This window comes from Bacteroides uniformis (genome assembly GCF_025147485.1).
GTDB lineage: Bacteria > Bacteroidota > Bacteroidia > Bacteroidales > Bacteroidaceae > Bacteroides > Bacteroides uniformis.
This window is the reverse complement of sequence record NZ_CP102263.1, coordinates 2527632-2552321: the sequence shown is the minus strand read 5'-3', so window position 1 is coordinate 2552321 and position 24690 is coordinate 2527632. Positions and strand designations below refer to the sequence as shown.

Annotated in this window: 15 protein-coding genes; 6 read left to right on the top strand and 9 right to left on the bottom strand. The window is 47.4% G+C overall.

Translation table 11 applies throughout. The features are described 5' to 3' along the window. Positions 1–6: 6 nt before the first annotated feature. From NQ510_RS09870 to NQ510_RS09860, 3 genes are all read right to left on the bottom strand, one after another. Entirely contained in the window at positions 7–3009 is a 3003-nt protein-coding gene (locus NQ510_RS09870) for a SusC/RagA family TonB-linked outer membrane protein (RefSeq protein WP_005826345.1), read from the bottom strand. A gap of 719 nt (positions 3010–3728) precedes the next feature. Further along, positions 3729–6206 (bottom strand): glycoside hydrolase family 2 TIM barrel-domain containing protein, encoded by a 2478-nt coding sequence (locus NQ510_RS09865; RefSeq protein ID WP_005826340.1) that lies wholly within the window; start codon positions 6204–6206, stop codon positions 3729–3731. 28 nt (positions 6207–6234) lie between these two features. Next, positions 6235–7410, bottom strand: coding sequence for a glycoside hydrolase family 53 protein (locus tag NQ510_RS09860; RefSeq protein ID WP_034525496.1), 1176 nt, complete (start codon positions 7408–7410; stop codon positions 6235–6237). A 215-nt stretch (positions 7411–7625) separates the two neighbouring features. On the opposite strand from NQ510_RS09860, the gene NQ510_RS09855 reads away from it, so the two are divergent. The 6 genes from NQ510_RS09855 (at position 7626) to NQ510_RS09830 (ending at position 18159) form a co-directional block, all read left to right on the top strand. Continuing rightward, complete coding sequence (locus tag NQ510_RS09855) at positions 7626–8630, top strand: LacI family DNA-binding transcriptional regulator (protein WP_005826336.1); 1005 nt, start codon at positions 7626–7628, stop codon at positions 8628–8630. 19 nt (positions 8631–8649) lie between these two features. Beyond that, the gene (locus NQ510_RS09850; protein ID WP_005826335.1) at positions 8650–10017 is read left to right on the top strand and encodes an MFS transporter; all 1368 of its coding nucleotides are present in this window, start codon (positions 8650–8652) and stop codon (positions 10015–10017) included. Between the two features lie 224 nt (positions 10018–10241). Then, a complete protein-coding gene (locus tag NQ510_RS09845; protein WP_005826334.1) occupies positions 10242–12560 on the top strand; it encodes a family 65 glycosyl hydrolase domain-containing protein in 2319 nt (772 codons plus the stop codon). Between the two features lie 157 nt (positions 12561–12717). Continuing rightward, positions 12718–13770: an efflux RND transporter periplasmic adaptor subunit gene (locus NQ510_RS09840; RefSeq protein WP_005826332.1), complete on the top strand. Its 1053-nt coding sequence runs from the start codon at positions 12718–12720 to the stop codon at positions 13768–13770. A 50-nt stretch (positions 13771–13820) separates the two neighbouring features. Further along, positions 13821–16850, top strand: a complete 3030-nt coding sequence (locus NQ510_RS09835) for an efflux RND transporter permease subunit (protein WP_005826331.1) — start codon at positions 13821–13823, stop codon at positions 16848–16850. A 34-nt stretch (positions 16851–16884) separates the two neighbouring features. Beyond that, positions 16885–18159 (top strand): TolC family protein, encoded by a 1275-nt coding sequence (locus tag NQ510_RS09830; protein WP_005826330.1) that lies wholly within the window; start codon positions 16885–16887, stop codon positions 18157–18159. A gap of 89 nt (positions 18160–18248) precedes the next feature. On the opposite strand, the gene NQ510_RS09825 is transcribed toward NQ510_RS09830, so the two are convergent. From NQ510_RS09825 to NQ510_RS09800, 6 genes are all read right to left on the bottom strand, one after another. Then, positions 18249–19484, bottom strand: a complete 1236-nt coding sequence (locus tag NQ510_RS09825) for a sodium ion-translocating decarboxylase subunit beta (protein ID WP_005826328.1) — start codon at positions 19482–19484, stop codon at positions 18249–18251. Then, positions 19484–21322, bottom strand: coding sequence for a biotin/lipoyl-containing protein (locus NQ510_RS09820; RefSeq protein WP_005826327.1), 1839 nt, complete (start codon positions 21320–21322; stop codon positions 19484–19486). Before NQ510_RS09820 ends, NQ510_RS09825 begins: the two co-directional genes overlap by 1 nt. A 39-nt stretch (positions 21323–21361) precedes the next feature. Further along, the gene (locus tag NQ510_RS09815) at positions 21362–21619 is read right to left on the bottom strand and encodes an OadG family protein (protein ID WP_005826326.1); all 258 of its coding nucleotides are present in this window, start codon (positions 21617–21619) and stop codon (positions 21362–21364) included. 192 nt (positions 21620–21811) lie between these two features. Beyond that, positions 21812–22303 carry an HU family DNA-binding protein gene (locus NQ510_RS09810; protein ID WP_005826325.1) on the bottom strand — a complete coding sequence of 164 codons (492 nt, stop codon included), beginning with the start codon at positions 22301–22303 and terminating at the stop codon, positions 21812–21814. Between the two features lie 451 nt (positions 22304–22754). Further along, a complete protein-coding gene (locus NQ510_RS09805; protein ID WP_005826323.1) occupies positions 22755–22889 on the bottom strand; it encodes a hypothetical protein in 135 nt (44 codons plus the stop codon). A gap of 221 nt (positions 22890–23110) precedes the next feature. Beyond that, positions 23111–24685 carry a peptide chain release factor 3 gene (locus NQ510_RS09800; protein ID WP_005826320.1) on the bottom strand — a complete coding sequence of 525 codons (1575 nt, stop codon included), beginning with the start codon at positions 24683–24685 and terminating at the stop codon, positions 23111–23113. Positions 24686–24690 lie beyond the last annotated feature (5 nt).

Here is a 24690-nt window from a genome sequence, read left to right as displayed (position 1 = left end):
CATTGATTAAAAATTAAGATTCAAGCCTAACATAAATACACGAGGGCGAGGATAGATATTATTATCAACTCCACTACCGCTAATTTCAGGATCCAAACCATCATATTTGGTAATAACAAACGGATTCTGTACCGTGACATAAACACGTGCACTTTGTTTATCATTGAACAGCTTGTTAAAAGTGTATCCTAATGAAATATTGTCCATCCGTACAAAAGAAGCATTCTGAACATAGTAACTAGAACGATATTGCCCTGTCTTGAAATTTGTTTTCCATGCAGAAGTCAAACGATTTTTCAAGAAACCAGTTTGGTCATACATTTGTGAACCATCCCAAGCCTCACGATTGGATTGTACATTGTTATAAGCATAGTTTCCAATACTTGCACGCAAAGCAAATGACAAATCCCAATTCTTATAAGACAATTGAGAAGTTAATCCCATAAATACGTCAGGAGCAGACTTTTTGTAAGCGACCAAATCTTCTTCGTCTATTTTATTATCCCCATTTTGATCAACATAAGCACCTTCTATCGGATTTCCAGCCTTATCATAAAGTTGTTCCCATACATAGAATGAATTATAAGGATGATCAACAGCATTTATCATGATATTATAACCGGTTGCTCCATCAATACCAGTATGAATCACACCTTTATAAGCCGGGTCATCATTAAATGTCAATTTGGTAATTTCATTTTTATTATAAGAGATGTTATAACTCAATGTCCAGTCCCAATCTTTTGTCGTGATAGGATGAGCCGTCAAAGTAAGTTCAATACCTTTATTCTCCAATGTACCTACATTCGTCAACAACTGGTTACTAAAGTTTGTACCGGCAGGAGCTGTAACCGTATTCAGCAAATCATCAGTTTTACGATAATACAAATCAAGAGTACCTGTCAATTTGTTGTTCAATACACCGAAATCCAATCCAATATTGTAAGTTGTAGTTTCTTCCCATTTCAAGTTTTCATCATAAGCTTGAGGAGCAATCAATGAATACTTGTTATTACCAAAATAATAATTTGCTCCAGCTTTGGAATACATATAGCGAGCCATATAAGGATAGTCACCATTATTCAGGTTTTGCTGACCAGTAATACCATAGCCCAAACGCAACTTCAAATCAGAAAGCCAATCCACTCCCTTCAAGAAATTCTCTTCTTTCATCTTCCATGCCAAAGCAACTGAAGGAAATAATCCCCAACGATTGTCTTTATTGAAACGTGAAGAACCATCATTACGCAAGGTAAATGTCACCAAATAACGATTCAATAATGTATAATTCAAACGCCCAAAGAAAGAAACAAGATAGTTTTCAGTTGAATAATCTTCCATATCCTTATAGAATTCCTTACCAGTTTCTTCAGCTTTTACTGTAGAATAAGGATATTTGGTCCATGTAGAATTATAGAAATGCTGCCAAGAATAACCGCCCATAACATCGACATGATGTGCACCAAACTCTTTAGCATAATTCAAATAGAAATCCAGCAATGTATTCCGCTTCAATTGATAATAGCTGCTATTTTCCCCAAACCCAGTTTTATAGTTACCTTGGCACCAAGTCATAGGAGCATTATCTTCTATAATAACATCACCTTCACTCTTAGACACGTCGTAACCTAAATTCAAGTTTGCTCTCAATTCGGGCAGGAAATGAAACTTATAGTCAATTTGTGCATTACCAATACTTCTATAAACAGTTGATTCGTCATGCTTTGAATCTAAAATAGAAACGGGATTAGCCAAACCAATATCAACCGGTGTAGGATTATTGCCACTTTTCATATACATAAAGTAGCCGTTACCATAGGGATTTCCATCCATGTAAATAGGCTGTGTCGGATCATATTGCGTCGCCATACCTATTGCACCAGTATCTGCAAAACGGTTTGTATTATAAATACCTTTCACATTCAACTGAATATTCAATTTCTTATCAAAGAAATTAGGATTCAAGCTAATAGCACCAGTCAAACGCTCCATATTAGAAGTCTTCAATATACCATTTTCATTGGTATAAGAAACTGATACACGATAGGGCATGTGTGGTATAGCACCAGAAACATTAACATTGTGGTCTGTACTGAAAGAGGTTTTGAATATTTCATCCTGCCAATCAGTATTTGCCTGACCTAATGCTTTAAACTGAGCACTTGATTCACCGAATTTAGAAGTCACAAATTCTCTAAATTCATTTGCAGACATTACATCTACTTTATTGGGTCTTGTATTAATAGAGAATGTACCGCTATAACCAACTTGTACACGTCCAGACTTTCCTTTTTTAGTATTAATAATAATAACACCGTTAGATGCACGAGAACCATAAATGGCTGTTGCAGAAGCATCTTTCAAAATAGTAAAAGTCTCAATATCATTGGGATGGACAGTAGCCAAAGGATTTGACATACCATTAATACCACCGTCATCTACAGGCACACCGTCAATAACAATCAACGGATTATTGGATGCAGACATAGAAGAACCGCCACGCACACGAATTGTAGCACCAGCTCCCGGAGCACCACCGTCAGTAATCACACTTACACCGGCAGCTTTACCAACCAACATATCAGTAGCAGATGTAACAGCACCTTTTACCATTTTATCTGCACTAATAGCCGTAACAGACCCAGTCAAATCATTCTTTTTGGCTGTACCGTAACCAATTACGACCACCTCGCCCAACAATTCCGCATCATCTTGTAATGTAATAATTACTGAAGGAGCAGCAGCTACTTCTTGCGTCTTGTATCCGATAAAAGACACGACCAACGTAGCTCCCTGAGGAACTGTCAATGTAAAATTACCATCAAGGTCAGTGATTATACCATTCGTGGAATTTCCTTTTTCCACTACATTTGCGCCTATCACTCCTCCCAAAGCATCTTTTACATGCCCTTTCACAGTGATGTTCTGTGCATAAGCGCCTACAGACAAGAATAGCCCTAAGATTAGGGTAAGAATCGTTTGACAGATTCTAAGATTAACTTGCTTCATGCATTTAATAAATTAAAGTTAACAATATTAATTACCTATATATATTATTCGAAAAATAATTTTCGTACTTTCGCTTTCTAACGTCTTTCAAGTACCCAAAGCATGACGCAACAAAAATATGCTTTATTACCTTAGTAAAGTATAAAGAGAGTGTAAAATGTGGGAAACGAACAGTGCAAACGATTGCATGCGGTTGCACAAGATAGAAAAATCACTTGATATATCATAATACAGCGCTTCTCTCCACTCTACATGTGGCATTCTTGCACATAACATATATGTTTATTCTGCTAAAGTACAGAGATTTTCACCGCCTAACGGCCGTTAGGCGATTTGTCGATGGCCGTTGACAGATCGCTTTACGGCCGTCAACAAATCGCTTTACGACCGTTAAGTACTACACAACATCAAGACAAAACAAAAGAAACACAAAGCTTTTACTGAAGAAATGCCATGCATGTATAAACCAAGCAACATACTTTCAGGATATGAATAACGTGTCTGCACAATATTAATATGCCATTAACACGATATTAACAAAATGGCCGACATGATATTAACTTGTTACATTACAACAAGTTAACATCATGTCGGCCCTAAAAACAGAGGTGGAAGCAAAATTTGCTTCCACCTTTTTCTGTTGCTTCCACCGCACCTCAAACACCGATGAACAAAGGGTTACAGAGCAGGTGTGGTAGAGTGGAAGCAAATAGTGCTATTTATTTCTCTGAAGTATAAAGTACCAGCTTTCCGGACTTCAATCCTTTAGCCCTTGCCTCAAACACGATCTCACCGGCTTGCTCGCCACTCTGCACAATAGCCGTCAGCTGACCGCTGAAAGCCGGCATCTTGGGCAGATGGAACAAATCGAGGCTGGTAGCATCTCCATTGGCAGCAGCGCGATATTTTCCGGCACCCTTCACCGAGAAGTTTACCATGCGGCTGTCTGCCGGACAAAGGTTACCGTCCTTATCCACGACACGGACTGTGATATATGCCAGGTCTTTGCCATCGGCAGACAAGCGGGTGCGGTCGGCAACCAGCTCCAGATGATGGGGCTTGCCAGCGGTACGAATCACCTTTTCTTCTGCAGGCTTACCGGAAGCATCATAAGCTACCACTTTCACTTCGCCCGGTTCATAAGGAACATCCATCCACATCAAGCGATAGCGACGCTGCAAAGCAAGGGAGTCCTGACCTTCCAAAGCACGGCTTTCATCAGCAGTAAGTTTCCGCTGTTTGCCATAACTCTTTCCGTTGACGAACAGTTCGGCACTGGGATAGCTGGTGTAAACAAAAACCGGAGTATTCTCCCCTTCCCTGCCCGGCCACGTCCAGTGCGGAAGGACATGCAAGGTATTTGCCTGCTTGTTCCATAGGCTGCGGTACAGATAGAAACGGTCTTTGGGGAGGCTTGCCAAGTCTATGATACCGAAAACGGAGCTGTGGCTGGGCCAGGAATCCGTACTATAAGGAGAAGGCTCACCCAAATAATCAAAGCCCGTCCAGACGAACTGTCCGATTGTCCAGTCATAATCATCAGACAAAGCAAAATCCTCATCGGGAAGATTCGACCAGGAACAACACTCCACATCATAACCGGAGCACTGATGGTCATCGTACATCACACTGGCTCCCTTCTGTACGGGAAATTTATAGACACCACGGGAACTTACAGTGGAAGCCGTCTCCGAACCGAGCACAATATTCTGTGGAAGAGTCTCATAAGACTCCACATAGCGGTGAGCCCGATAATTAAGACCGGGTACATCAATCATTGCCGCAAACCCGTTGGCAAGCACACAAGTCACCTGGTCCATACCGCAAGTAACGGGGCGTGTAGGGTCTTCGCGATGGCAAATATCCTGCAGGAAAGAAGCCACTTTGTAGCCCTCGGGACTACATTGGGTAGGAACCTCATTTCCTATACTCCACATTACCACACAAGGATTGTTCCGATACTGATGCAGCATATTTACCATATCCTTTTCTGCCCATTCGTTGAAATAGCGGTGATAACCATTCTCACATTTGGCAATATCCCATTCATCGAAAGGTTCCAACATCATCATAAAGCCCATCTCGTCACAGAGTTCCACCAATTCGGGTGTAGGCATATTGTGGGAGGTACGGACTGCATCACATCCCATATCCTTCAATAATGTCAACTGACGGCGAAGAGCAGCCACATTGACAGCCGCACCCAACGGGCCCAAATCGTGGTGATTGCATACCCCCTGGAATTTACGGTGCTTACCATTCAGGAAGAATCCCTTATCAGCTATAATCTCAATGCTGCGGATACCAAAACGCGTGGTATATTCGTCAGTCTGTTTGCCATCTACATAAATCTTAGATACTGCCTTATATAAATAAGGTGTCTCAGGGGACCACAGAGACGGAGCATTTATCAGAAAATTCTGCTCAAATGGCTGTCCGTGATTAATTTTCCGGCTATTATCCTTACGGGCTACTATCTTACCGTCCGGCGCAATAATATCAGTAGAAATACGAACATCCGCATCACCGGCATTCCGTATTGTAGTACGCAGACGCACGGAAGCGTATTCAGCAGAAACATGCGGTGTGGTGAGCTGTGTACCCCAAACTGGAACATGGACACGTTCCGTAGTAACTAGGCGGACATTGCGATACAATCCCGCCCCCGGATACCAACGGGAGGACTGGGGTCTGTTTTCCAGACGGACAGCCAGCACATTGTTTTTACCGTCGGCATTCAGCAAACCGGTAACATCGCAATGAAAAGAGTTATATCCGAAAGGCCAGAAACAAGCTTCTTTCCCATTGACATAGACCCGAGCCTCACTCATAGCACCATCGAAAACCAGAGTGACCTGCTTGTCTGCAGAAGCATCAAAAGCCGTACGATACCAACCGACACCCACATAAGGCAACCCTCCGGTACGCCCGGTCTTTACGGAAGCTTGTTTTTCAAGGTCTTGCGTAACCGCTACCTCCTGCAAATCGTTGTTGCGGTCGAACGGACCAAAGATGGCCCAATCATGAGGAATGGTCACTGTTTCCCACTTACTGTCGTCGAAATTTGTTTGTGTTGCTTCGGGAACATCTCCCTTGGTGAACTTCCAGTTCTTTTCCAACAATGCTTCTGTACGCTGCGCCATTGCCGCCAAGGCAAAAAAAGCGCAGCAGGAAAAGATAAGTATTGTCTTTCTCATTCTTCTTTAAAAGATTTTGTTAATATAATTATTTAAAAGCATCCATTATCACAGTGGGGCGGCCGTCTTCAGTGAATGCCCCCAGCCGATATTGGTTCGGCCTGCATTCCGGTTCCCAGTAGAACACGCCCTTGCAGCGTCCGCCGGTATTCTCCTTGCACTCTTTCAGGATACGTGCCAGTTGGCGTTTCCCTTCTGCCAGCACGGAAGCACTTGACAGATTCCCTTTGTCGTCGGCACACTCCATACCGGTTTCCACCACCATCACGTCACAGTTGTATTTCCGGGCTACACTATTAATATTGGCAATACACTCGGTGATAGTTCTATCAGCTGTATATTCCTTGTGCTCGAGCATCGTCCAGTAAGGATAGAGCGACATGCCTATCATATCCCACTTACCGCCATTGGCTTTCAGTCCATTAAAGAACCAGGTATACAATTCGTTGTCATATCCATTGTCCAGATGGACGATGACAATGGCATCGTCGAAGACGGACTTTACCGCATCGTATCCTACATTGATAAAAGCAGCCAGGTTGGCAAAGTTCTTACGGTATTTCACTTTCTCGGAAGTGCTGTTGGAACCCTTTACATCACATTCCCTCACATCATAGGACGCACCACTCAATGCAGCATCTTCATCCCAGAGCATCCCCGGACGGATTTCATTGCCTACCTGAATCCACTTAGGAGTAACTCCTGCCGTTTTCAGCGCATTAAGTACATCGGCAGTATGGTCGGCGACGGCTTTCTTCAAGTCGGCCAAGTTCAGTCCTTTCCATGCAGCAGGCTTATGCTGCTGTCCAGGGTCGGCCCACCAGTCACTGTAATGGAAGTCTACCATTACGTCCATGCCCAGCTCTGCGGCACGCTTGGCTTTCGTCACCAAATCGGCCGTATTGCACCAGTTATCGTGTTCTTTGGGATTGACCCATACTCTGAGTCGAACTGCATTCAAGCCCAAATCCTTCATCAGCTGGAAACAATCGGTCTCCACACCGGAAGCATTGTAGAATTTCATACCCTTATGTTCCATCTCCGTTACCCAACTGATGTCGGCACCTTTAGCAAAGTCCGTAGCCAGAGGTTCCTCCTTATCGGGAATTCCACCGGCGTTGGGGTCTGTCTCATTATTGCTGCTGCATGCAAATACGGCAAAGGCAATACAAAAAAAGAAAGTCAAAAACTTCATGTGTTTCATGGCGTTATCATCATTAATTGCGTACTGCAAATATAAGCATTTAGGAAATATAGAACTACATATCACCTTAATTTGTCAAAATACGGGTGTCCGCAATCGTTTGCACAAACTTACAACCCGATAAACCTCAACGAATAAGCACAATTTACCATATTACGTTATTTTTGCAATCGGATTAGGGAAGTTTACCTTATCTTTGTCCTCAAAACTATACCATGAATAAACCGCAGATTACCATCAAGGATATTGCCCGGGCGCTGAATGTCTCCCCTTCCACCGTGTCAAGAGCGCTGAAAGACAATCCGGACATCAGCAAGGAAACTCGTGACCTTGTCCATGCCTATGCGCGCGAACATAACTACAAGCCCAATGTACTGGCCGTAAATCTCCGCGCAAGCCGCAGCAATACCATCGGCGTCATTGTCCCCCAACTGGTACACCACTTCTTTTCCTGCGTATTGAGCGGAATTGAGAAAGCGGCGGCAAATGCCGGATATAATATCATAGTGGCGCAGAGCAGCGAATCGTACGAGCAGGAAGTGAAGATTGTGCATTCTTTCCTTGCCGCCCGTGTCTGCGGAGTCATCGCTTCACTTGCCAAGGACACTTCCCAATACGACCATTACCAGGAGCTACTGAACAACGATATTCCCATCGTCTTTTACGATCGTATCTGCACGGGGCTGAAAACCGAGCGAGTGGTGGTAGACGATTATGCCGGCTCCTTTGCCGCCGTGGAATACATGATACAGACCGGATGCAAGCGTATCCTTTTCTATGGTGCGGCTCCCCACCTGGAGATTACCAAAAATCGCCGGAACGGCTACCTGGATGCCATGAAGAAGTATAAAATTCCGGTGGACGACAGCATGATTCTGTTGTGCGACACCCGTGAACGTGCCATCTCCATCACTCCCGACCTGCTGGAAAGCGAAGACCGCCCTGACGGTTTCTTTGCCATCAACGACGAGACAGCTTCGGGCATACTGTATGCCTGCAAACTGGTCGGCGTAAAAGTTCCCGATGAAGTATCCATCTGCGGATTCACCGACGGAGCCATTGCGCAAAGCACCGACCCGAAGCTGACTACCGTGGAGCAGCATGGCGAGGAAGTAGGTAAAAGCGCTTTCAGCATTCTGACCGGAAAGCTGGAGGGAGAAGAGAAAAGCAACAACAAGATAGTACGTACCAATCTGGTGATAAGAGGAACTACGAAATAATAAAACATATTAAACCATCATGAAAGTAAAACCCGATTTAAGTTTCTGGAAGCTGTGGAACATCAGCTTTGGTTTTTTCGGCGTACAGATTGCATATGCTTTGCAGAGTGCAAACATCAGCCGTATCTTTTCCACTTTGGGTGCAGACCCGCATAATTTGAGTTATTTCTGGATATTACCGCCGTTGGCAGGTATCATTGTACAACCCATTGTGGGAGCCGCCAGTGACAAGACCTGGACACGCTTCGGACGGCGCATCCCTTATCTGTTTATAGGTTCGTTGGTGGCCGTACTCGTCATGTGCCTGCTACCCAATGCCGGAAGCTTCGGCATGGCAGTAAGTACAGCCATGATTTTCGGACTGGTATCGCTGATGTTCCTCGACACCTCCATCAATATGGCCATGCAACCCTTCAAAATGATGGTGGGTGACATGGTGAATGAGAAACAAAAAGGGCTCGCCTACTCCATCCAGAGTTTTCTCTGCAATGCAGGCAGCCTGGTAGGCTATCTCTTCCCGTTCATCTTTGCATGGATTGGCATCAGCAATACAGCTCCCCAAGGAGTAATCCCCGACTCGGTGATTTACTCATTCTACATCGGAGCAGCCATCCTTATCTTCTGCGTTATCTACACTTCGGTCAAAGTAAAAGAGATGCCGCCTGCCGAATATGCAGAGTATCACGGCATCACCGAAGAAGAGGAACATGAAAAGACCAACATGCTGAAGCTGCTCATCAAGGCTCCGAAAGCATTCTGGACTATCGGACTGGTACAGTTCTTCTGCTGGTTTGCCTTTATGTTCATGTGGACCTATACCAACGGCAGCATCGCTGCCAATGCTTTTGACGCTCCTACAGTAGAGCACCTGGTAGATGGTGTGACCAAAGTGGTACTCGACACCAAGAGCCTGCAATATCAGAATGCCGCCGACTGGGTAGGCGTACTGTTTGCCGTGCAAGCCATCGGCTCTGTGCTTTGGGCCATCTGCATACCGATGTTCAAGGACCGCCGCCGCGTCTACTCACTCAGCCTTGTTCTGGGAGGTATAGGTTTCATTTCCACCTATTTTATGCACAATCCGTATATGTTGTTCATTTCCTTCCTGCTGATAGGTTGTGCATGGGCTGCCATGCTGGCACTGCCGTTCACCATCTTGACCAATGCACTGAGCGGAGGACATATGGGTACCTACTTAGGTCTTTTCAATGGTACCATCTGTATTCCACAGATTATTGCGGCAGCTTTGGGCGGCAGTATTCTGTCCTTGTTTACTCCCAAAGGAGTACTGCCCCCCGAAATCAATATGCTTGTATTGGCAGGAGTGATGCTGATAATAGGTGCTTTCTGTGTATATTTAATTAAAGAGACTAAGGGAGAGAAATAGAACCAAGCTCCTACTTCTGCACACAGATGACACAGATAAGGCAGATGAACACGGATAAGTTTGTCTAATAATCCGTGTTCATCTGCCTTATCTGTGTCATCTGTGTGCTATATTATCTTTTTTAATCCCCTCCCTTCCCCTTTCACTATTTTTGTCCTCACTTTTCTCTTTTATTTCCGCATATTGCGTATCTTTACGGCGATAACTACAGAAAACACGTCGCCATGAAAAAATACCTCAAGACCGATGAATGGAACATCATCGAAGACCAATTCCACCCCGACCGTCAACGGATGTCGGAAAGTATATTCAGCCTCGGAAACGGACGTTTCGGGCAACGAGGGTATTTTGAGGAGCCTTACAGCAGTGACAGTTACCGTGGTTCATTTGTGGCCGGCATCACTTTCCTGGACAAAACCCGCGTAGGATGGTGGAAGAACGGATTTCCACCATATTACACCCGTATACCCAAGGCTGCCGACTGGAGCCGCATCAACCTGCGCCTCATCGATGAGGAACTCGATTTGGCAGGCTGGGATGTCGACAGCTTCAACCGCCGCCTGGATATGAAGGAAGGTATCTCCTACCGGGACATGGAGGTGACGTCTCCTCGCGGAAACCAGCTCCGCATCCATGTAGAGCATATCACAAATATGGCAAGACCCAACCTCTGTCTCATCAAGTACAGCGTGTCTTCCATCAACTATACCGGCAGAATCTCACTCGTGCCCATCCTTGACGGGAATATAGTAGACGATGCCGATCTGCCAAACCTGAAAATATGGAACATACTGCGTTCCGGTTCTACCAGCAGCTGTGCCTATCTCTGGACACAGACCCGCCGGGAAGATGCACAAGTGTGCTACGCCATGACTTACCAATTCTTCAAAAACAACAAGGAAACCACTGCCAACCCCATACGGATAGAAAAGGAAAAGCAGACCGGTTTCAGCGTAGGTGCCGACGTGAAACCCGGAGACAACGTGACACTCATCAAATACACCGCCATCGCTTCTTCTCTCTACCACGAACGGAGTGAATTGGTGGAACACTCCGTGGCCGAGGCACGCGAAGCCAAGAGCATAGGCTGGAATACGCTGGTAGAAGAGCATCGAAGGGCCTGGCAGGAAATCTGGGACGAAACGGATGTCGTCATCGAAGGGGACCCGGAAGCGCAACAAGGTATCCGGTACAACATATTCCAGCTGTATCAGACTTACCGGGGAGATGATCCGCGCCTAAACATCGGCCCCAAAGGATTCACCGGAGAAAAATATGGCGGAAATACTTATTGGAACACGGAACTGTGTTGTGTACCGTTTTTTCTGCTCTCCACTCCCAAAGAGATTGCAAAGAACTTGCTGGCATATCGGTACAACCAGCTTCCCAAAGCCATCGAAAACGCCCGTAAACTGGGTTTCAAGGACGGTGCAGCGTTGTTTCCGCAGGTAACCAACAATGGAGAGGAATGCCACAGTGAATGGGAAATAACCTTCGAGGAAATCCACCGTAACAATATCATTGTCTATGCCATCGTTCAGCATGCAGCGCTGACGGGCAATATGGACTATATCGCTAAATATGGCCTGGAAGTAATGATTGCCGTCAGCCGTTTCTGGAGACAACGGGTATCCTTCTCCCAACCCAAACAGAAATATGTCATACTGGGGGTTACCGGCCCGGATGAATACGAAAACAATGTGGACAACAACTGGTACACTAACTATTCCTGTATACAGTGCCTCAAGATGACCCTCCGTTTTCTGGAAATGGTGGCACAGCAATATCCGGATGAATATGCCCACATACGCCGCATCACCAATCTCGACCAAGTGAAGGAAAGTGCCCGGTGGAGAGACATCATCGAACACATGTATCTGCCGGAAGACAAGGAACGGGGTATTTTTATCCAAAATGACGGCTATATGGATAAAGTACTGGAAAGTACAGATAACATTCCTGCCGAAGAACGCCCCATCAACCAACATTGGTCATGGGACCGCATTCTGCGCTCTTGCTACATCAAGCAGAGCGACGTGTTGCTCGGACTTTACCTCTATTATTTCTATTTCGACACGGAAACCGTCCGCCGCAATTTCGAGTTCTATGAGCCGATGACCGTACACGAATCCTCCCTTTCTCCCCACATCCATTCCATCCTGGCTGCACGCATCGGCAAAGTGGAAAAAGCTTACCAGCTTTTCCTGCATGCCACGCGGCTTGACCTGGACGACTACAACAACGAAGCGGACCAAGGTCTGCACATAACCAGTATGCCCGGCAGCTGGCTGGCCATTGTACGCGGATTTGCAGGTATGCAGGTGCTGAAGGAGACGTTGTGTTTCTCCCCTGTCATACCGCAAAAATGGGACAGCTATTCATTCAAGGTGAATTATCTGAAAAACACACTTCACATACGGGTAGGAAAAGAAATCGAAATCTCGCTTACAGCAGGCAGCAAAGTGGACATACAAGTCTACGGACACCCATATACGCTGGAACGGGGGACGGAATTGAAAATTAATATGCCAATGTGCCAATGACCTGCGGCGTGATAGCGCAGCATAAACATTGCGCAGCCAATTAGCACATTGGCACATTAAATCATCATTTATCCTATAACCGGGAGAACATTTGGTTGTTTTCCCGGTTTTATGTTTTTATATATACCTGAACGAATAACTATATACTTGTTTACCAATGAAAAAAATGTTTCTTTTCGCCCTGGTCATGGCGTTGCTCATCACGTCGTGCGGGCAAAAACAAAAGGGTAGCAATACCCTTATCCGACCGGTGAAGACTGCGCAAGTCAGTTCACAGTCGGTTATCCGCAAAGACTTCTCCGGAATAGTGGAAGCCGTGGAATATGTGAGACTTGCCTTCCGCGTCAGCGGACAAATCATCAGCCTCCCGGTTGTAGAGGGACAGCGGGTAAAAAAGGGGCAACTGATTGCCGCCATCGACCCACGCGACATCTCCCTGCAATATGCAGCCGACAAGGCTGCCTACGAAACAGCTGCCGCACAAGTGGAACGTAACAAACGGCTGCTTGGCCGCCAGGCTATCTCCGTGCAGGAATACGAAATCAGCGTAGCCAACTATCAGAAAGCAAAATCCACTTACGAGTTGTCCGGCAACAATATGCGGGATACGCGGCTGACAGCCCCTTTCGAGGGTTCCATCGAAAAACGGCTGGTAGAGAACTATCAGCGTGTCAATGCAGGAGAAGGGGTTGTACAGCTGGTAAATACACAGAAGCTACGAATCAAGTTCACCGTACCGGATGATTATCTCTATCTGCTCCGTGCCAAGGACGTAAAGTTCAAGGTGGTGTTCGACAGTTACCCTGCAGAGGCTTTCGATGCCAGACTGGAAGAGTATCTTGACATCTCCACAGCAGGGACGGGTATTCCGGTGACAATAACAATTGACGACCCGCACTTTGACCGTACACGTTATGACGTAAAACCGGGATTCACATGCAAAATAAAGCTGGCATCGGATGTCGCTCCCTTTCTGGAAGAAAAGCTGATGAATGTACCGTTAAGCGCCGTATTTGGCGACAGTGAAAACCGGAAAACGTATGTATGGGTGGTGGAAGGTAATAAAGTCAGTCGCCGCGAAGTGACCGTTTATTCTCCAACGGGAGAGGCAAACCTGCTTATTTCTAAAGGGTTGGAACCGGGAGAAACCGTTGTGACGGCCGGAGTATACCAGCTGACAGAAGGAGAAGCAATAAAGGTACTAATGTGATTAATCACATTGGCACATTACATTCCCCATTTATCTAAAAAATATTCATTATGAATCTAGTCCAATATTCATTAGACAACACGAAGATAGTCTACTTCTTTCTGGCTGTGCTGCTTATCGGCGGTATACTGTCATTCGGCAGGTTGGGAAAGAAGGAAGACGCACCTTTCGTCATCAAGTCGGCAGTCATCATGACACGCTACCCGGGAGCGGAGCCGGCAGAAGTGGAACGGCTCGTCACCGAACCCATCTCCCGAGAAATACAGTCGATGAGCGGCGTCTACAAGATAAAGTCAGAGTCTATGTACGGACTCTCCAAGATAACCTTCGAACTGCAACCGTCACTCTCTGCCGCATCCATTCCGCAGAAGTGGGACGAACTGCGGCGTAAAGTGCTCAACATACAGCCCCAACTGCCCGCAGGCTCTTCTGTACCGACCGTCTCGGATGATTTTGGAGACGTTTTCGGCATCTATTACGGCCTGGTGGGTGACGACGGTTTCTCTTATGAAGAAATGAGAAACTGGGCGGAACGAATCAAGACACAAGTCATCACGGCAGACGGTGTGATGAAGGTAGCCCTTTTCGGTACACAGACAGAGGTCATCCATATATTCATCTCCGTAAACAAGCTGGCAGGAATGGGTATCGACCCCAAGCAGCTGGCCAGCCTGCTACAATCGCAGAACCAGATTATCAATACGGGTGAAATCAGCGCCGGAGAACAACAGTTACGCATTGTGGCCAACGGTACCTACACGACTGTCGATGATATCCACAACCAGGTTATCACTACCTCCGGCGGACAAGTCAAGCTGGGTGACATCGCCATCATTGAAAAGGGATACATGGAACCTCCCGGCAATATCATGCACGTCAACGGAAAGCGCGCCATCGGTATCGGCATCTCCACCGACCCGACAAAGGATGTGGTAAAAACCGGTGAACTGGTAGACCGGAGGCTTGCCGAACTCATGCCCCTCATCCCCGTGGGGCTGGAACTGGAAAGTCTGTATCCCGAAAACGTGATTGCCAAAGAAGCCAACAACGGGTTCATCATCAATCTGATAGAATCCATCCTGATTGTGATTGTAATCATCATGCTGGTGATGGGCATGCGTGCAGGAGTACTGATTGGCTCTTCCCTTATATTCTCTATCGGAGGCACACTGCTCATTATGTCGTTTCTTGGCGTAGGTCTGAACCGGACCTCCCTCGCCGGATTCATCATAGCCATGGGAATGCTGGTGGACAATGCCATCGTGGTGACAGATAATGCCCAAATTGCCATTGCCCGCGGCATCGACCGCCGAAAAGCGCTGATAGACGGTGCCACCGGTCCCCAATGGGGATTGCTGGGAGCAACGTTCATTGCCATCTGTTCGTTTCTGCCACTGTATCTGGCTCCCTCTTCCGTAGCCGAAATCGTGAAACCGCTATTCGTAGTGCTGGCCATTTCCCTGGGATTAAGTTGGGTGCTGGCGTTGACACAAACCACTACATTCGGCAACTTCATACTGAAAGCAAAGGCTAAAGATGGTAGCAAGGACCCATACGACAAGCCTTTCTACCATAAATTCGCCTCCATCCTCAGCACACTGATACGCAAGAAGGCGTTGACCCTTGGAAGCATTACAGCACTGTTCATCCTCTCCCTCATCGTCATGGGGCTGATGCCCCAGAACTTCTTCCCTTCTCTGGACAAGCCCTACTTTCGGGCAGATGTATTCTATCCGGACGGGTACAGCATCCGCGAAGTAGAAACCGAAATGAAAAAGGTGGAAGCGCATCTGATGCAGCAGCCGGAAGTGAAACGGGTATCCGTCACATTCGGCAGCACACCGTTGCGTTACTATCTGGCCTCCACTTCCGTCGGTCCCAAACCTAACTTCGCCAATATCCTGGTGGAAGTAACGGACAGCAAATATACCAAGAAGCAGGAAGAGAACCTTGATGCCTACATGAAGGCCAACTATCCCAATGCCATCACCCGTACCATGTTGTTCAAACTCTCTCCTGCTGTAGATGCCGCCATTGAAATCGGGTTCATCGGCAATAACACGGATACGCTGGTCATGTTGACCAACAAGGCTCTGGACATCATGCACCGTGACGGCGAACTTATCAACGTGCGCAACTCCTGGGGCAATAAGATACCGGTATGGCATCCCGTTTACAGTCAGGAGCGTGCACAACCGTTGGGTATCTCCCGTCAAAGCATGGCACAGAGTATCCAGATCGGTACGAACGGCATGACACTTGGGGAATACAGGGAAGGAGACCAGGTACTTCCCGTTCTGTTGAAGGATAAAACTATCGACTCTTTCCGCATCAACGACTTGCGTACACTCCCCGTATTCGGCACTGCACGCGAAACAACCACTCTGGAACAAGTCGTCAGCCGGTTCGACTTCCAGTACAAGTTCTCCAATGTGAAAGACTACAACCGGCAGATGGTGATGATGGCGCAGGCCGACCCACGCCGCGGTGTGAATGCCATTGCCGCCTTCAACCGTATATGGAAGCAAGTGCAAGAAGAGATTGATGTGCCCGAAGGTTACACCATGAAATACTTCGGAGAGCAGGAAAGCCAGGCAGAAAGCAATGCCGCACTGGCAGCTAACCTGCCGCTGACATTCTTCCTTATGTTCGTCACCTTGCTGTTTCTGTTCCGCAGCTACCGGAAGCCGATTGTTATCCTGCTGATGCTGCCGCTTATCTTTATAGGTATTGTACTGGGACTGGTGGTATTGGGGAAATCATTCGACTTCTTCTCCATCCTCGGCTTGCTGGGGCTGATTGGAATGAATATCAAGAATGCCATCGTGCTGGTGGACCAGATTGATACGGAAACCGCTGCCGGAAAAGCACCGCGTGAAGCCGTTATCAGTGCAACGACCACCCGTATTGTCCCGGTGGCCATGGCATCGGGTACCACTATCCTGGGAATGTTGCCGTTATTGTTCGACGCCATGTTCGGCGGCATGGCGGCAACCATCATGGGTGGTTTGCTGGTAGCCTCGGCATTGACACTATTCGTGCTGCCGGTGGCTTATTGCGCCATTCATAAAATCAAGTGAGAGAACATTCAACAATTTACAGTTTACCAATTGAATGATGAAAACAAATATACTTATTCTATCATTACTGTGCTCCGGACTGAATGCCGGGGCACAACAAGCCTATCTGAGCCGCGAAGAATACCGCGACAAGGTAGAAGCATACAGCCAGATTCTGAAACAACAGCATCTGAAAACATTCGCCAGTACCGAGGCACGCAAGATTGCCTCCACCGGTTTCCTGCCCCAGATTGACATCACCGCCGAGGGTACTGCCAATCTCAATCATCTGAACCAATGGAATAGTCCAAAGGGAGACTACCGCCCTTATACCTATCAGGCACTTGCCACCTTGACGCAGCCGCTTTATACCGGAGGTTCCCTAATAGCCCAAAAGAAAGTGGCGCAAGCCGACGAGGCACTGGACCAACTTACCACAGAGCTGACCCTCGACCAGATACACTATCAAAGTGACGCCGTCTATTGGAATGCCTCTGCCGCCCGTGCCGGTCTGAAAGCCGCGGCTACCTTTCAGGATATTGTACAACAGCAGTACGACATCATCCAAGACCGCTTTGATGACGGTGCCATCAGCCGCACAGACTTGCTGATGATTTCCACCCGGCGTAAGGAGGCCGAATTGCAGTACATCAAGGCACGCCAAAACCATACCCTTGCCCTGCAAAAACTGAATATCCTTATGGGCTCGGAACCGGACGCTCCCATAGACAGCATAGCCGAAATAGATATACCGACTGCTCCCATCCTCCCTTTGGGCCTGGATGATGTGCTGCCCCGCCGGGCAGAATATGCCAGTACCTCCGTGAACATCGCCCGCAGTGAAGCGCAACGGCATGCCGCCCTCAGCCGCTACAACCCACAAGTCAGCATGTTCCTCGCTACCGGTTGGGATACGGGAATTGCCTATATGGGGCAGGATGTACCTCATACTCCCGTCGCAGGGGTCAATGTCAGCATCCCCATCTTCCGTTGGGGAGCCCGCTTCAAGACAAACCGCCAACAGAAAGCCTATATCGGCATACAGAAGCTGCAACAAAGCTATGTAACGGACAATATTCTGGAAGAGCTCTCCGCAGCCACCACAAAACTGACGGAAACTGAACAGCAAGTCAAGACGGCCCGGGAGAATATGATACTCGCCGAAGAGAATCTGGGCCTTGTCACCTTCTCTTATAATGAAGGAAAAGCCAGCATGGCAGATGTGTTGTCCGCACAACTCTCGTGGACGCAGGCACACACCAACCTGATTGATGCGTATCTGGCGGAGAAGATGGCGATGGCTGAATATTGGAAGGTGGTTAGTGAATGAAATGCCCCTCAAAGAAAAACATACAAAAAACTCCGGCATAGCTTTACAAAGCCATACCGGAGTTTCTTTATATTTTTCCTACTGACCGTTTATCCCAGGAATGAAATCAGCACACCCGCCGCAACAGCCGAACCGATTACACCGGAGATATTACTGGACATACAGTAATTCAGCACATGGTTTTTCGGGTCATACTTCGTTGCTATTTCATTGCAGACACGGCTTGCCATGGGTACGGCACTCAGGCCGGTAGCACCAATCAGCGGATTGATCTTCTTCTTGCTGAATAGGTTGAACAGCTTCACAAAGAAAATACCTCCCGTAATGGACAATGCAAATGCCAGGAAACCACCAATCACAATACCGATAGTCGTCCAATTCAGGAATGCCTCACTGGTCATCGTGGCGCCAACGCTCAATCCTAAGAAGATGGTAGCTGCATTCATGATACTATTAGCAGCAGCATCAAACAAGCGGCTTGTATCCGAACCGATTTCCTTAATCAAGTTACCGAACATCAACATACCAATCAAAGGTACTGCTGTGGGCACAAATAAAGCAACAATCGTAGTCACTGCAATCGGGAAGATAATCTTCAATACACGCAGATTCTTAATCTCGGTTTTCGAAGGATACAGCTTCTCCTGCTCCTTCATGTTAATCATCAATTCCTTCTTGGTACAGAACAGCTTCACCACCATCGGAATGATGACCGGTACCAGCGCCATATAAGAATAAGCAGCAATGGCAATCGGTCCCAACAGATGGGGAGCCAGCTTGATGGTAGTAAAGATAGCCGTAGGACCATCGGCACCACCGATAATGCCCAACGCACCTGCTTCCTGCGGAGTGAACCCTATCATCACAGCACAAAGCAGTACGGTGAAAATACCTAACTGCGCAGCCGCACCGAATATGGAGAGACGCAAGTTACGGAGCATCGGACCGAAGTCTGTCAGCGCACCCACACCCATAAAGATAACAGGCGGCAGAAAGCCGGTCTTAATCAGCATATAATAAATGAAGTTCATCAGTCCGAGGTCGTGCGCAATCTCGTGCAACGGCATCTCCCAAATATTCTTCATCACCCCGCCTACCATGACCATTCCGTTTTCATCTGCCTGAATCACCCCCATCTCGCCGCCGGGAAAGTTGGCAATGAGCACACCGAAAGCGATGGGTACCAACAACAATGGTTCATAGTGTTTCTTGATACCTAAATAAAGCAGGATGAAAGCGATGGCATACATCACGAGGAACGACGGATCAGCAATGATGTTGCTGAAGGCCGTCATATCATAGAGTTTTGCAAATATATCTTCCATTATCCTATCTTCATTAATACATCATCTTCAGAAACAGAGTCACCCGGATTGACACAGATGGCAACAACCGTTCCATCAAAGTCTGCGCGGATGGCATTGTATGTCTTCATAGCTTCGATATAGCAGAGGAGGTCGCCACTCTTCACCTTGTCACCCACTTTCAACGGGGTTTCCTGCGCATTCTTTGTCAAGAAGAACTTGCCTTCGAGCGGAGCCGGAACGTCCTGACCTTCGCCTACGGGGGGAGCTGTCACCTTTTCGGTGGCCGAAGCGGGCAGGTCGATGTCACCGTATGCCACCGTCACGCGGTAAGCCTGACCGTCCACCTGCACAGTGAGCGTCTTGGGTTTGGCATCGTCCAGCGGAGACTTGTCACGTTCGGCACGGCGTTTCTCCACATCCTCCAGGAAGTCCTGCTTGGCCTTGCCACTCTTGTAAGCCTCGTATTGAGCCGGGTGCATGGCGTATTCGAAGAGCTCTTCGTCGTCCTCGCCCAGTTCCCACTTGTTCTCCTTCATCAGCTTGCGGTACTTGTCCAGAGCATCGGGATAGTTGTCCTGCGGATTGCCGGTGAAGAACTTGCGTCCTTCGCGTTCGGCCTTCTCTATGATTTCGGGAGCCAGCTGACCCGGCAGCTTACCTGCCTTGCCCAACAGCATATCCCAAATGTCATCGGCAATCATACCCCAGCGTTCCTTGCCTTTCTCCATAGCAATGACGTTCATCATGGAAAGGTTCTTGACGTACTGGCTGAACGGAGTCACCAACGGGGGATAACCCACGCGCGGCCAAACATATGCCACTTCGTTGAACAACTTGATGAGCAGTTCATCCTGCTTCATGAAGGGCAGGTTGCGTTTTGCCTTGTATTTGTTGATGGACTCCAGATTGGATTCCAAGTCTGCCATCAGACTGCCCATCATGCCACCCGGCAGTCCGGGACCAATCAGCAGGGAGTTCATCAGGCGGTTGCGCGGGCTGATGTACAAGCCAAGGAAGTCGTCCATAAACTCCTGGATGAGTGCGCGTACCTTCATATATGCCTCCATATTGACTTCGGGCACCTGGAAGCCTGCATCCTTCAGCATGGCCTGCACACTGAGCAAGTCGGCATGTCCCGTACCCCAGGAAAGCGGCTCCATGCCTACGTCGATATAGTCGCAACCCGCTTCGCACACTTCAAGAATACTTGCCATATTGAAACCGGGACCCGCATGACTATGATACTGGATAGGAATATCGGGATGCGCCGCCTTGATATTGGCCACAATCTTGCCCAAAGAAACCGGACGTCCGATACCTGCCATATCCTTGATGCAGATTTCGTCGGCACCTGCCTTGATAAGCTTCAGTGCCATCTCCGTGTAGTATTCTACGGTATGGATGGGTGAATGGGTGATGCAGAGCGAGCATTGGGAAATCATTCCGGCATCGTGTGCATAGCCAATAGAAGGGATGATATTGCGGGTATCGTTCAGACCGCAGAAGGTACGCGTGATGTCCGTACCCTGCGCTTTCTTTACCTTATAGAACAGCTTACGCACATCGGCGGGCACGGGACTCATGCGGAGGCCATTCAGGGCACGGTCCAACATGTGAGTCTGGATACCGGCTTCATGGAACGGCTTCGTCCACTCGCGCACGGCTTTATTCGGATTCTCCCCAAACAGCAGATTTACTTGTTCAAAACCTCCGCCATTGGTTTCCACGCGCGCAAAACAACCCATCTCAATGATGGCGGGAGCTACTTTCACCAGTTGGTCAACACGGGGTACATATTTTCCGGCACTCTGCCACATGTCCCTGAATACCAAACTGAACTTAATTTCCTTTTTCATACTAAATTATTCGGTGTGTTTTTATATAAGATTATTATTTCAGATTTTTTCTACCTTAGCAACTTTACCCTTACCTTGTGTCACTACTGTTACGGCTGCACTGATAGCTGCCAGAATATTACCGGGGACAGGTGCGGGACCATTTGCCGCAGCTTTAGCCGGTGTCACCTCTTCGGGCGCATATTTATTCACCAATGCAATAAGAGCTTTTCCTAAGTTAATAACAATCAGCAGGATAGCGAAGACTGTTGCCATACCTACCACCATCAGCAGAAGTGCTGTATTCAAGTTTTCCATATTATAAATTATTAGTTATTCAGCCGAATTTACGAAAAATCGCTCGAAATTAGCGATAATCCATTAAAGAAAGGCAGAGAAGAATGATAAAAGATGCTAAAAAGTAAAGCTTCCCGCACAACCAATGAGGTGGTACGGGAAACTTTTAGCATAAAACGGTGTCAGTCATCAATTGCTTTCAAGGAAGGAGAATCAGCCCAACGGATTCTCACCCTGGTCGCCGTCGTTGCCGCCGGGGGTTCCACCGGTATTGTCGCCGGGAGTAGTACCGGTGGAGGTAGAAGTCTTGCCCCACTCTTCCCAAACAATCTTCGTATTCACCATGCTGCGGGTAATCACCTGACGGCCACTATTACGCTCCACTTCGGGCAAAAAACGGACACGTACTCCGTTAATCAGCGAAGCGCTTACCTCCGCAGCCGTCGGCACTCCTCTTTTAGTAGAGGTGGCAGTATAGTAGAAGGTGCCTACACCATTTATCTTCACAGTACGTCCCTGCCCCATGAAATTGCTCAATACACGTCCCAAGTTCTCCATCACCGCATACGTGTCACCACGGGTCACGGTAGAAAGAACAGACAGCTCGTCTGCCACTTCACGGGTAGTAACCGCCTTGCCCCAGGTTACTGATTGAGGATACCACAAATCGTTTACTTTTTTCTGAACTCTTTTAAAAAATGCCATAATCGTAATGTTTTAAATAATTAATAATAGGTATATTCTGTTTCTCTTGTCTCACCCGAGAAGCAGAAGTTTTCATCGTGAGGCCTCAACGATTCAGCCGTCTGCTTTTCTCAAATTCGATGTTGCAAAGTTAGGGTGGGAAACAAGGGAAAACAAGAAAATGGCATCTACAACCGATTTTCACAAATCACTCAAAAACAAAGGATTACAAAAACCATATCTCTACAAGAAGAAGGGGGGAAATAAAGCTTAAATAAGAGGAATAAGGTGATAATCTCTACAAGCGACACACGCAAACCCCTGATAATGAAGCCACCTGTATCTTCCTATCTCTACAAGGTAATTGTTATAAGTTATTCTTTGCAATATGACATCATTTATGAGTTTATGCCAGTGAAAAGAAAGAATAAACACATAGAGAGAATGTGCCTCTCTACGTGTTTGGCTGATTTTACTTTGTTACCGCATTATACAAATCCTGATAGGTTTTCACCACACTATACACCAAAGTTCTATCGGCAGGTTTCGAGCAGGCTGTCAGCCCCAGAAGGAGAATCAGCAGGAGAAAAAGGAAGGTATGTTTCATCTTGAAATTTTGTGTTTATAATAAGTAAGGTGTAAAATCGGTAAGGAACGAGCTTACTTCAACAGTTTTCATAATCAATGCATATTAATCGTTGCAGAAACAAAGGTAACACTTTCTTCCCACAATAAATAAAGAGGTACAAAGTTTTTCATTACTTTGTACCTCCTCTTTTTCTTCGACTTGCATCATTTATAGCCGTGAGTCAGCAAAAATCATATAGCTTAGAACTCACTCGTAAAGTGGAACTTGATATGCTTGAAGTCCATCTGCGCCATCTGCAACACATATCCGCTGTCGGCCAGGAACACATCCCTACCCTCGCGGTCTTTCGCCATGTACTGGTATTTGCGCTTCTTGAAGGCTTCCAACTCCGCCGCATCATCGCTCTCAATCCAGCAGGCCTTATACAGACTGAGCGGCTCCCAACGGCACTTCGCACTGTATTCGTTCTCCAGACGATACTGGATGACCTCGAACTGCAACTGCCCCACCGTACCGATAATCTTACGCCCGTTGAACTGGTTGACGAACAACTGCGCCACACCTTCGTCCATCAACTGGTCGATACCCTTGGCAAGCTGTTTCTGCTTCATCGGGTCGGCATTCTCAATGTACTTGAACATCTCCGGAGAGAAACTCGGAAGTCCCTTGAAGTGAAGCGCCTCGCCTTCGGTCAGCGTATCGCCAATCTTGAACGTACCGTTATCCGGCAGGCCGATAATATCTCCCGCCCAAGCCTCATCGACAGTTGTCTTGCGCTGCGCCATGAACTGCGTAGGCGACGAGAAACGCATCGTCTTGCCATGACGTACATGCAAGTACGGGGCATTGCGTACAAACTTCCCGGAGCAGATTTTGCAGAAAGCGATACATGAACGGTGATTCGGGTCGATATTGGCGGTTATCTTGAAGATGAATCCGGTAAATTTAGGTTCTTCCGGCTCCACCTCACGTTCTTCCGCCTTCACGGGACGGGGACTGGGAGCAATCTCCACAAAGCAATCCAACAGTTCCTGCACACCGAAATTATTCAGTGCCGAACCGAAGAATACGGGAGCAAGCTCTCCTTTCAAGTATTCCTCCTTATCGAATTCGGGGTAAACACCGTCTATCAGTTCCAATTCTCCGCGCAGCTTGTCGGCCAGTTGGGCGCCAATCTGGTTGTCCAGCTCCTCGGTATGGATGTCCACTTCCACCTTCTCCGTCACTACCTGCTTGCTGGGCTGGTAGAGGTTGAGGTTATGCTCGTAGATATTGTAGACACCCTTGAAACGGACACCGCTCTCGATAGGCCACGTCAAGGGACGCACGTGGATGTGCAGTTCCTCCTCCAGCTCGTCCAGCAGGTCGAACGGGTCTTTGGCTTCACGGTCCATCTTGTTGATGAAGATAATCACCGGCGTATTACGCATACGGCAGACCTCCATCAGCTTGCGTGTCTGCGTTTCCACACCTTTCGCACCGTCCACCACGATGATAACACTGTCCACAGCCGTCAGCGTGCGGTAGGTATCTTCAGCAAAGTCCTGGTGACCCGGAGTATCAAGGATGTTGACCTTGTAGTCATGGTAGTCGAACTCCATTACAGAAGTGGTAACGGAAATACCACGCTGTTTTTCAATATCCATCCAGTCCGACGTTGCCGTCTTCTTTATCTTATTGCTCTTTACGGCACCCGCCACCTGGATTTGTCCACCAAAAAGCAACAGCTTCTCGGTCAATGATGTCTTACCGGCATCCGGATGCGCAATAATCGCAAACGTTCTCCGTCTCTCTATTTCGTTGTTATTGGCCATATATC

What these genes read in the sequence shown, in the direction of transcription:
- NQ510_RS09850 (WP_005826335.1), top strand. Translation starts at nt 8,650, where the DNA reads ATGAAAGTAAAACCCGATTTAAGTTTCTGGAAGCTGTGGAACATCAGC.
- NQ510_RS09855 (WP_005826336.1), top strand. Translation starts at nt 7,626, where the DNA reads ATGAATAAACCGCAGATTACCATCAAGGATATTGCCCGGGCGCTGAAT.
- NQ510_RS09825 (WP_005826328.1), bottom strand. Translation starts at nt 19,484, where the DNA reads ATGGAAGATATATTTGCAAAACTCTATGATATGACGGCCTTCAGCAAC.
- NQ510_RS09820 (WP_005826327.1), bottom strand. Translation starts at nt 21,322, where the DNA reads ATGAAAAAGGAAATTAAGTTCAGTTTGGTATTCAGGGACATGTGGCAG.
- NQ510_RS09845 (WP_005826334.1), top strand. Translation starts at nt 10,242, where the DNA reads ATGAAAAAATACCTCAAGACCGATGAATGGAACATCATCGAAGACCAA.
- NQ510_RS09865 (WP_005826340.1), bottom strand. Translation starts at nt 6,206, where the DNA reads ATGAGAAAGACAATACTTATCTTTTCCTGCTGCGCTTTTTTTGCCTTG.
- NQ510_RS09815 (WP_005826326.1), bottom strand. Translation starts at nt 21,619, where the DNA reads ATGGAAAACTTGAATACAGCACTTCTGCTGATGGTGGTAGGTATGGCA.
- NQ510_RS09800 (WP_005826320.1), bottom strand. Translation starts at nt 24,685, where the DNA reads ATGGCCAATAACAACGAAATAGAGAGACGGAGAACGTTTGCGATTATT.
- NQ510_RS09840 (WP_005826332.1), top strand. Translation starts at nt 12,718, where the DNA reads ATGAAAAAAATGTTTCTTTTCGCCCTGGTCATGGCGTTGCTCATCACG.
- NQ510_RS09835 (WP_005826331.1), top strand. Translation starts at nt 13,821, where the DNA reads ATGAATCTAGTCCAATATTCATTAGACAACACGAAGATAGTCTACTTC.
- NQ510_RS09810 (WP_005826325.1), bottom strand. Translation starts at nt 22,303, where the DNA reads ATGGCATTTTTTAAAAGAGTTCAGAAAAAAGTAAACGATTTGTGGTAT.
- NQ510_RS09860 (WP_034525496.1), bottom strand. Translation starts at nt 7,410, where the DNA reads ATGAAACACATGAAGTTTTTGACTTTCTTTTTTTGTATTGCCTTTGCC.
- NQ510_RS09805 (WP_005826323.1), bottom strand. Translation starts at nt 22,889, where the DNA reads ATGAAACATACCTTCCTTTTTCTCCTGCTGATTCTCCTTCTGGGGCTG.
- NQ510_RS09870 (WP_005826345.1), bottom strand. Translation starts at nt 3,009, where the DNA reads ATGAAGCAAGTTAATCTTAGAATCTGTCAAACGATTCTTACCCTAATC.
- NQ510_RS09830 (WP_005826330.1), top strand. Translation starts at nt 16,885, where the DNA reads ATGATGAAAACAAATATACTTATTCTATCATTACTGTGCTCCGGACTG.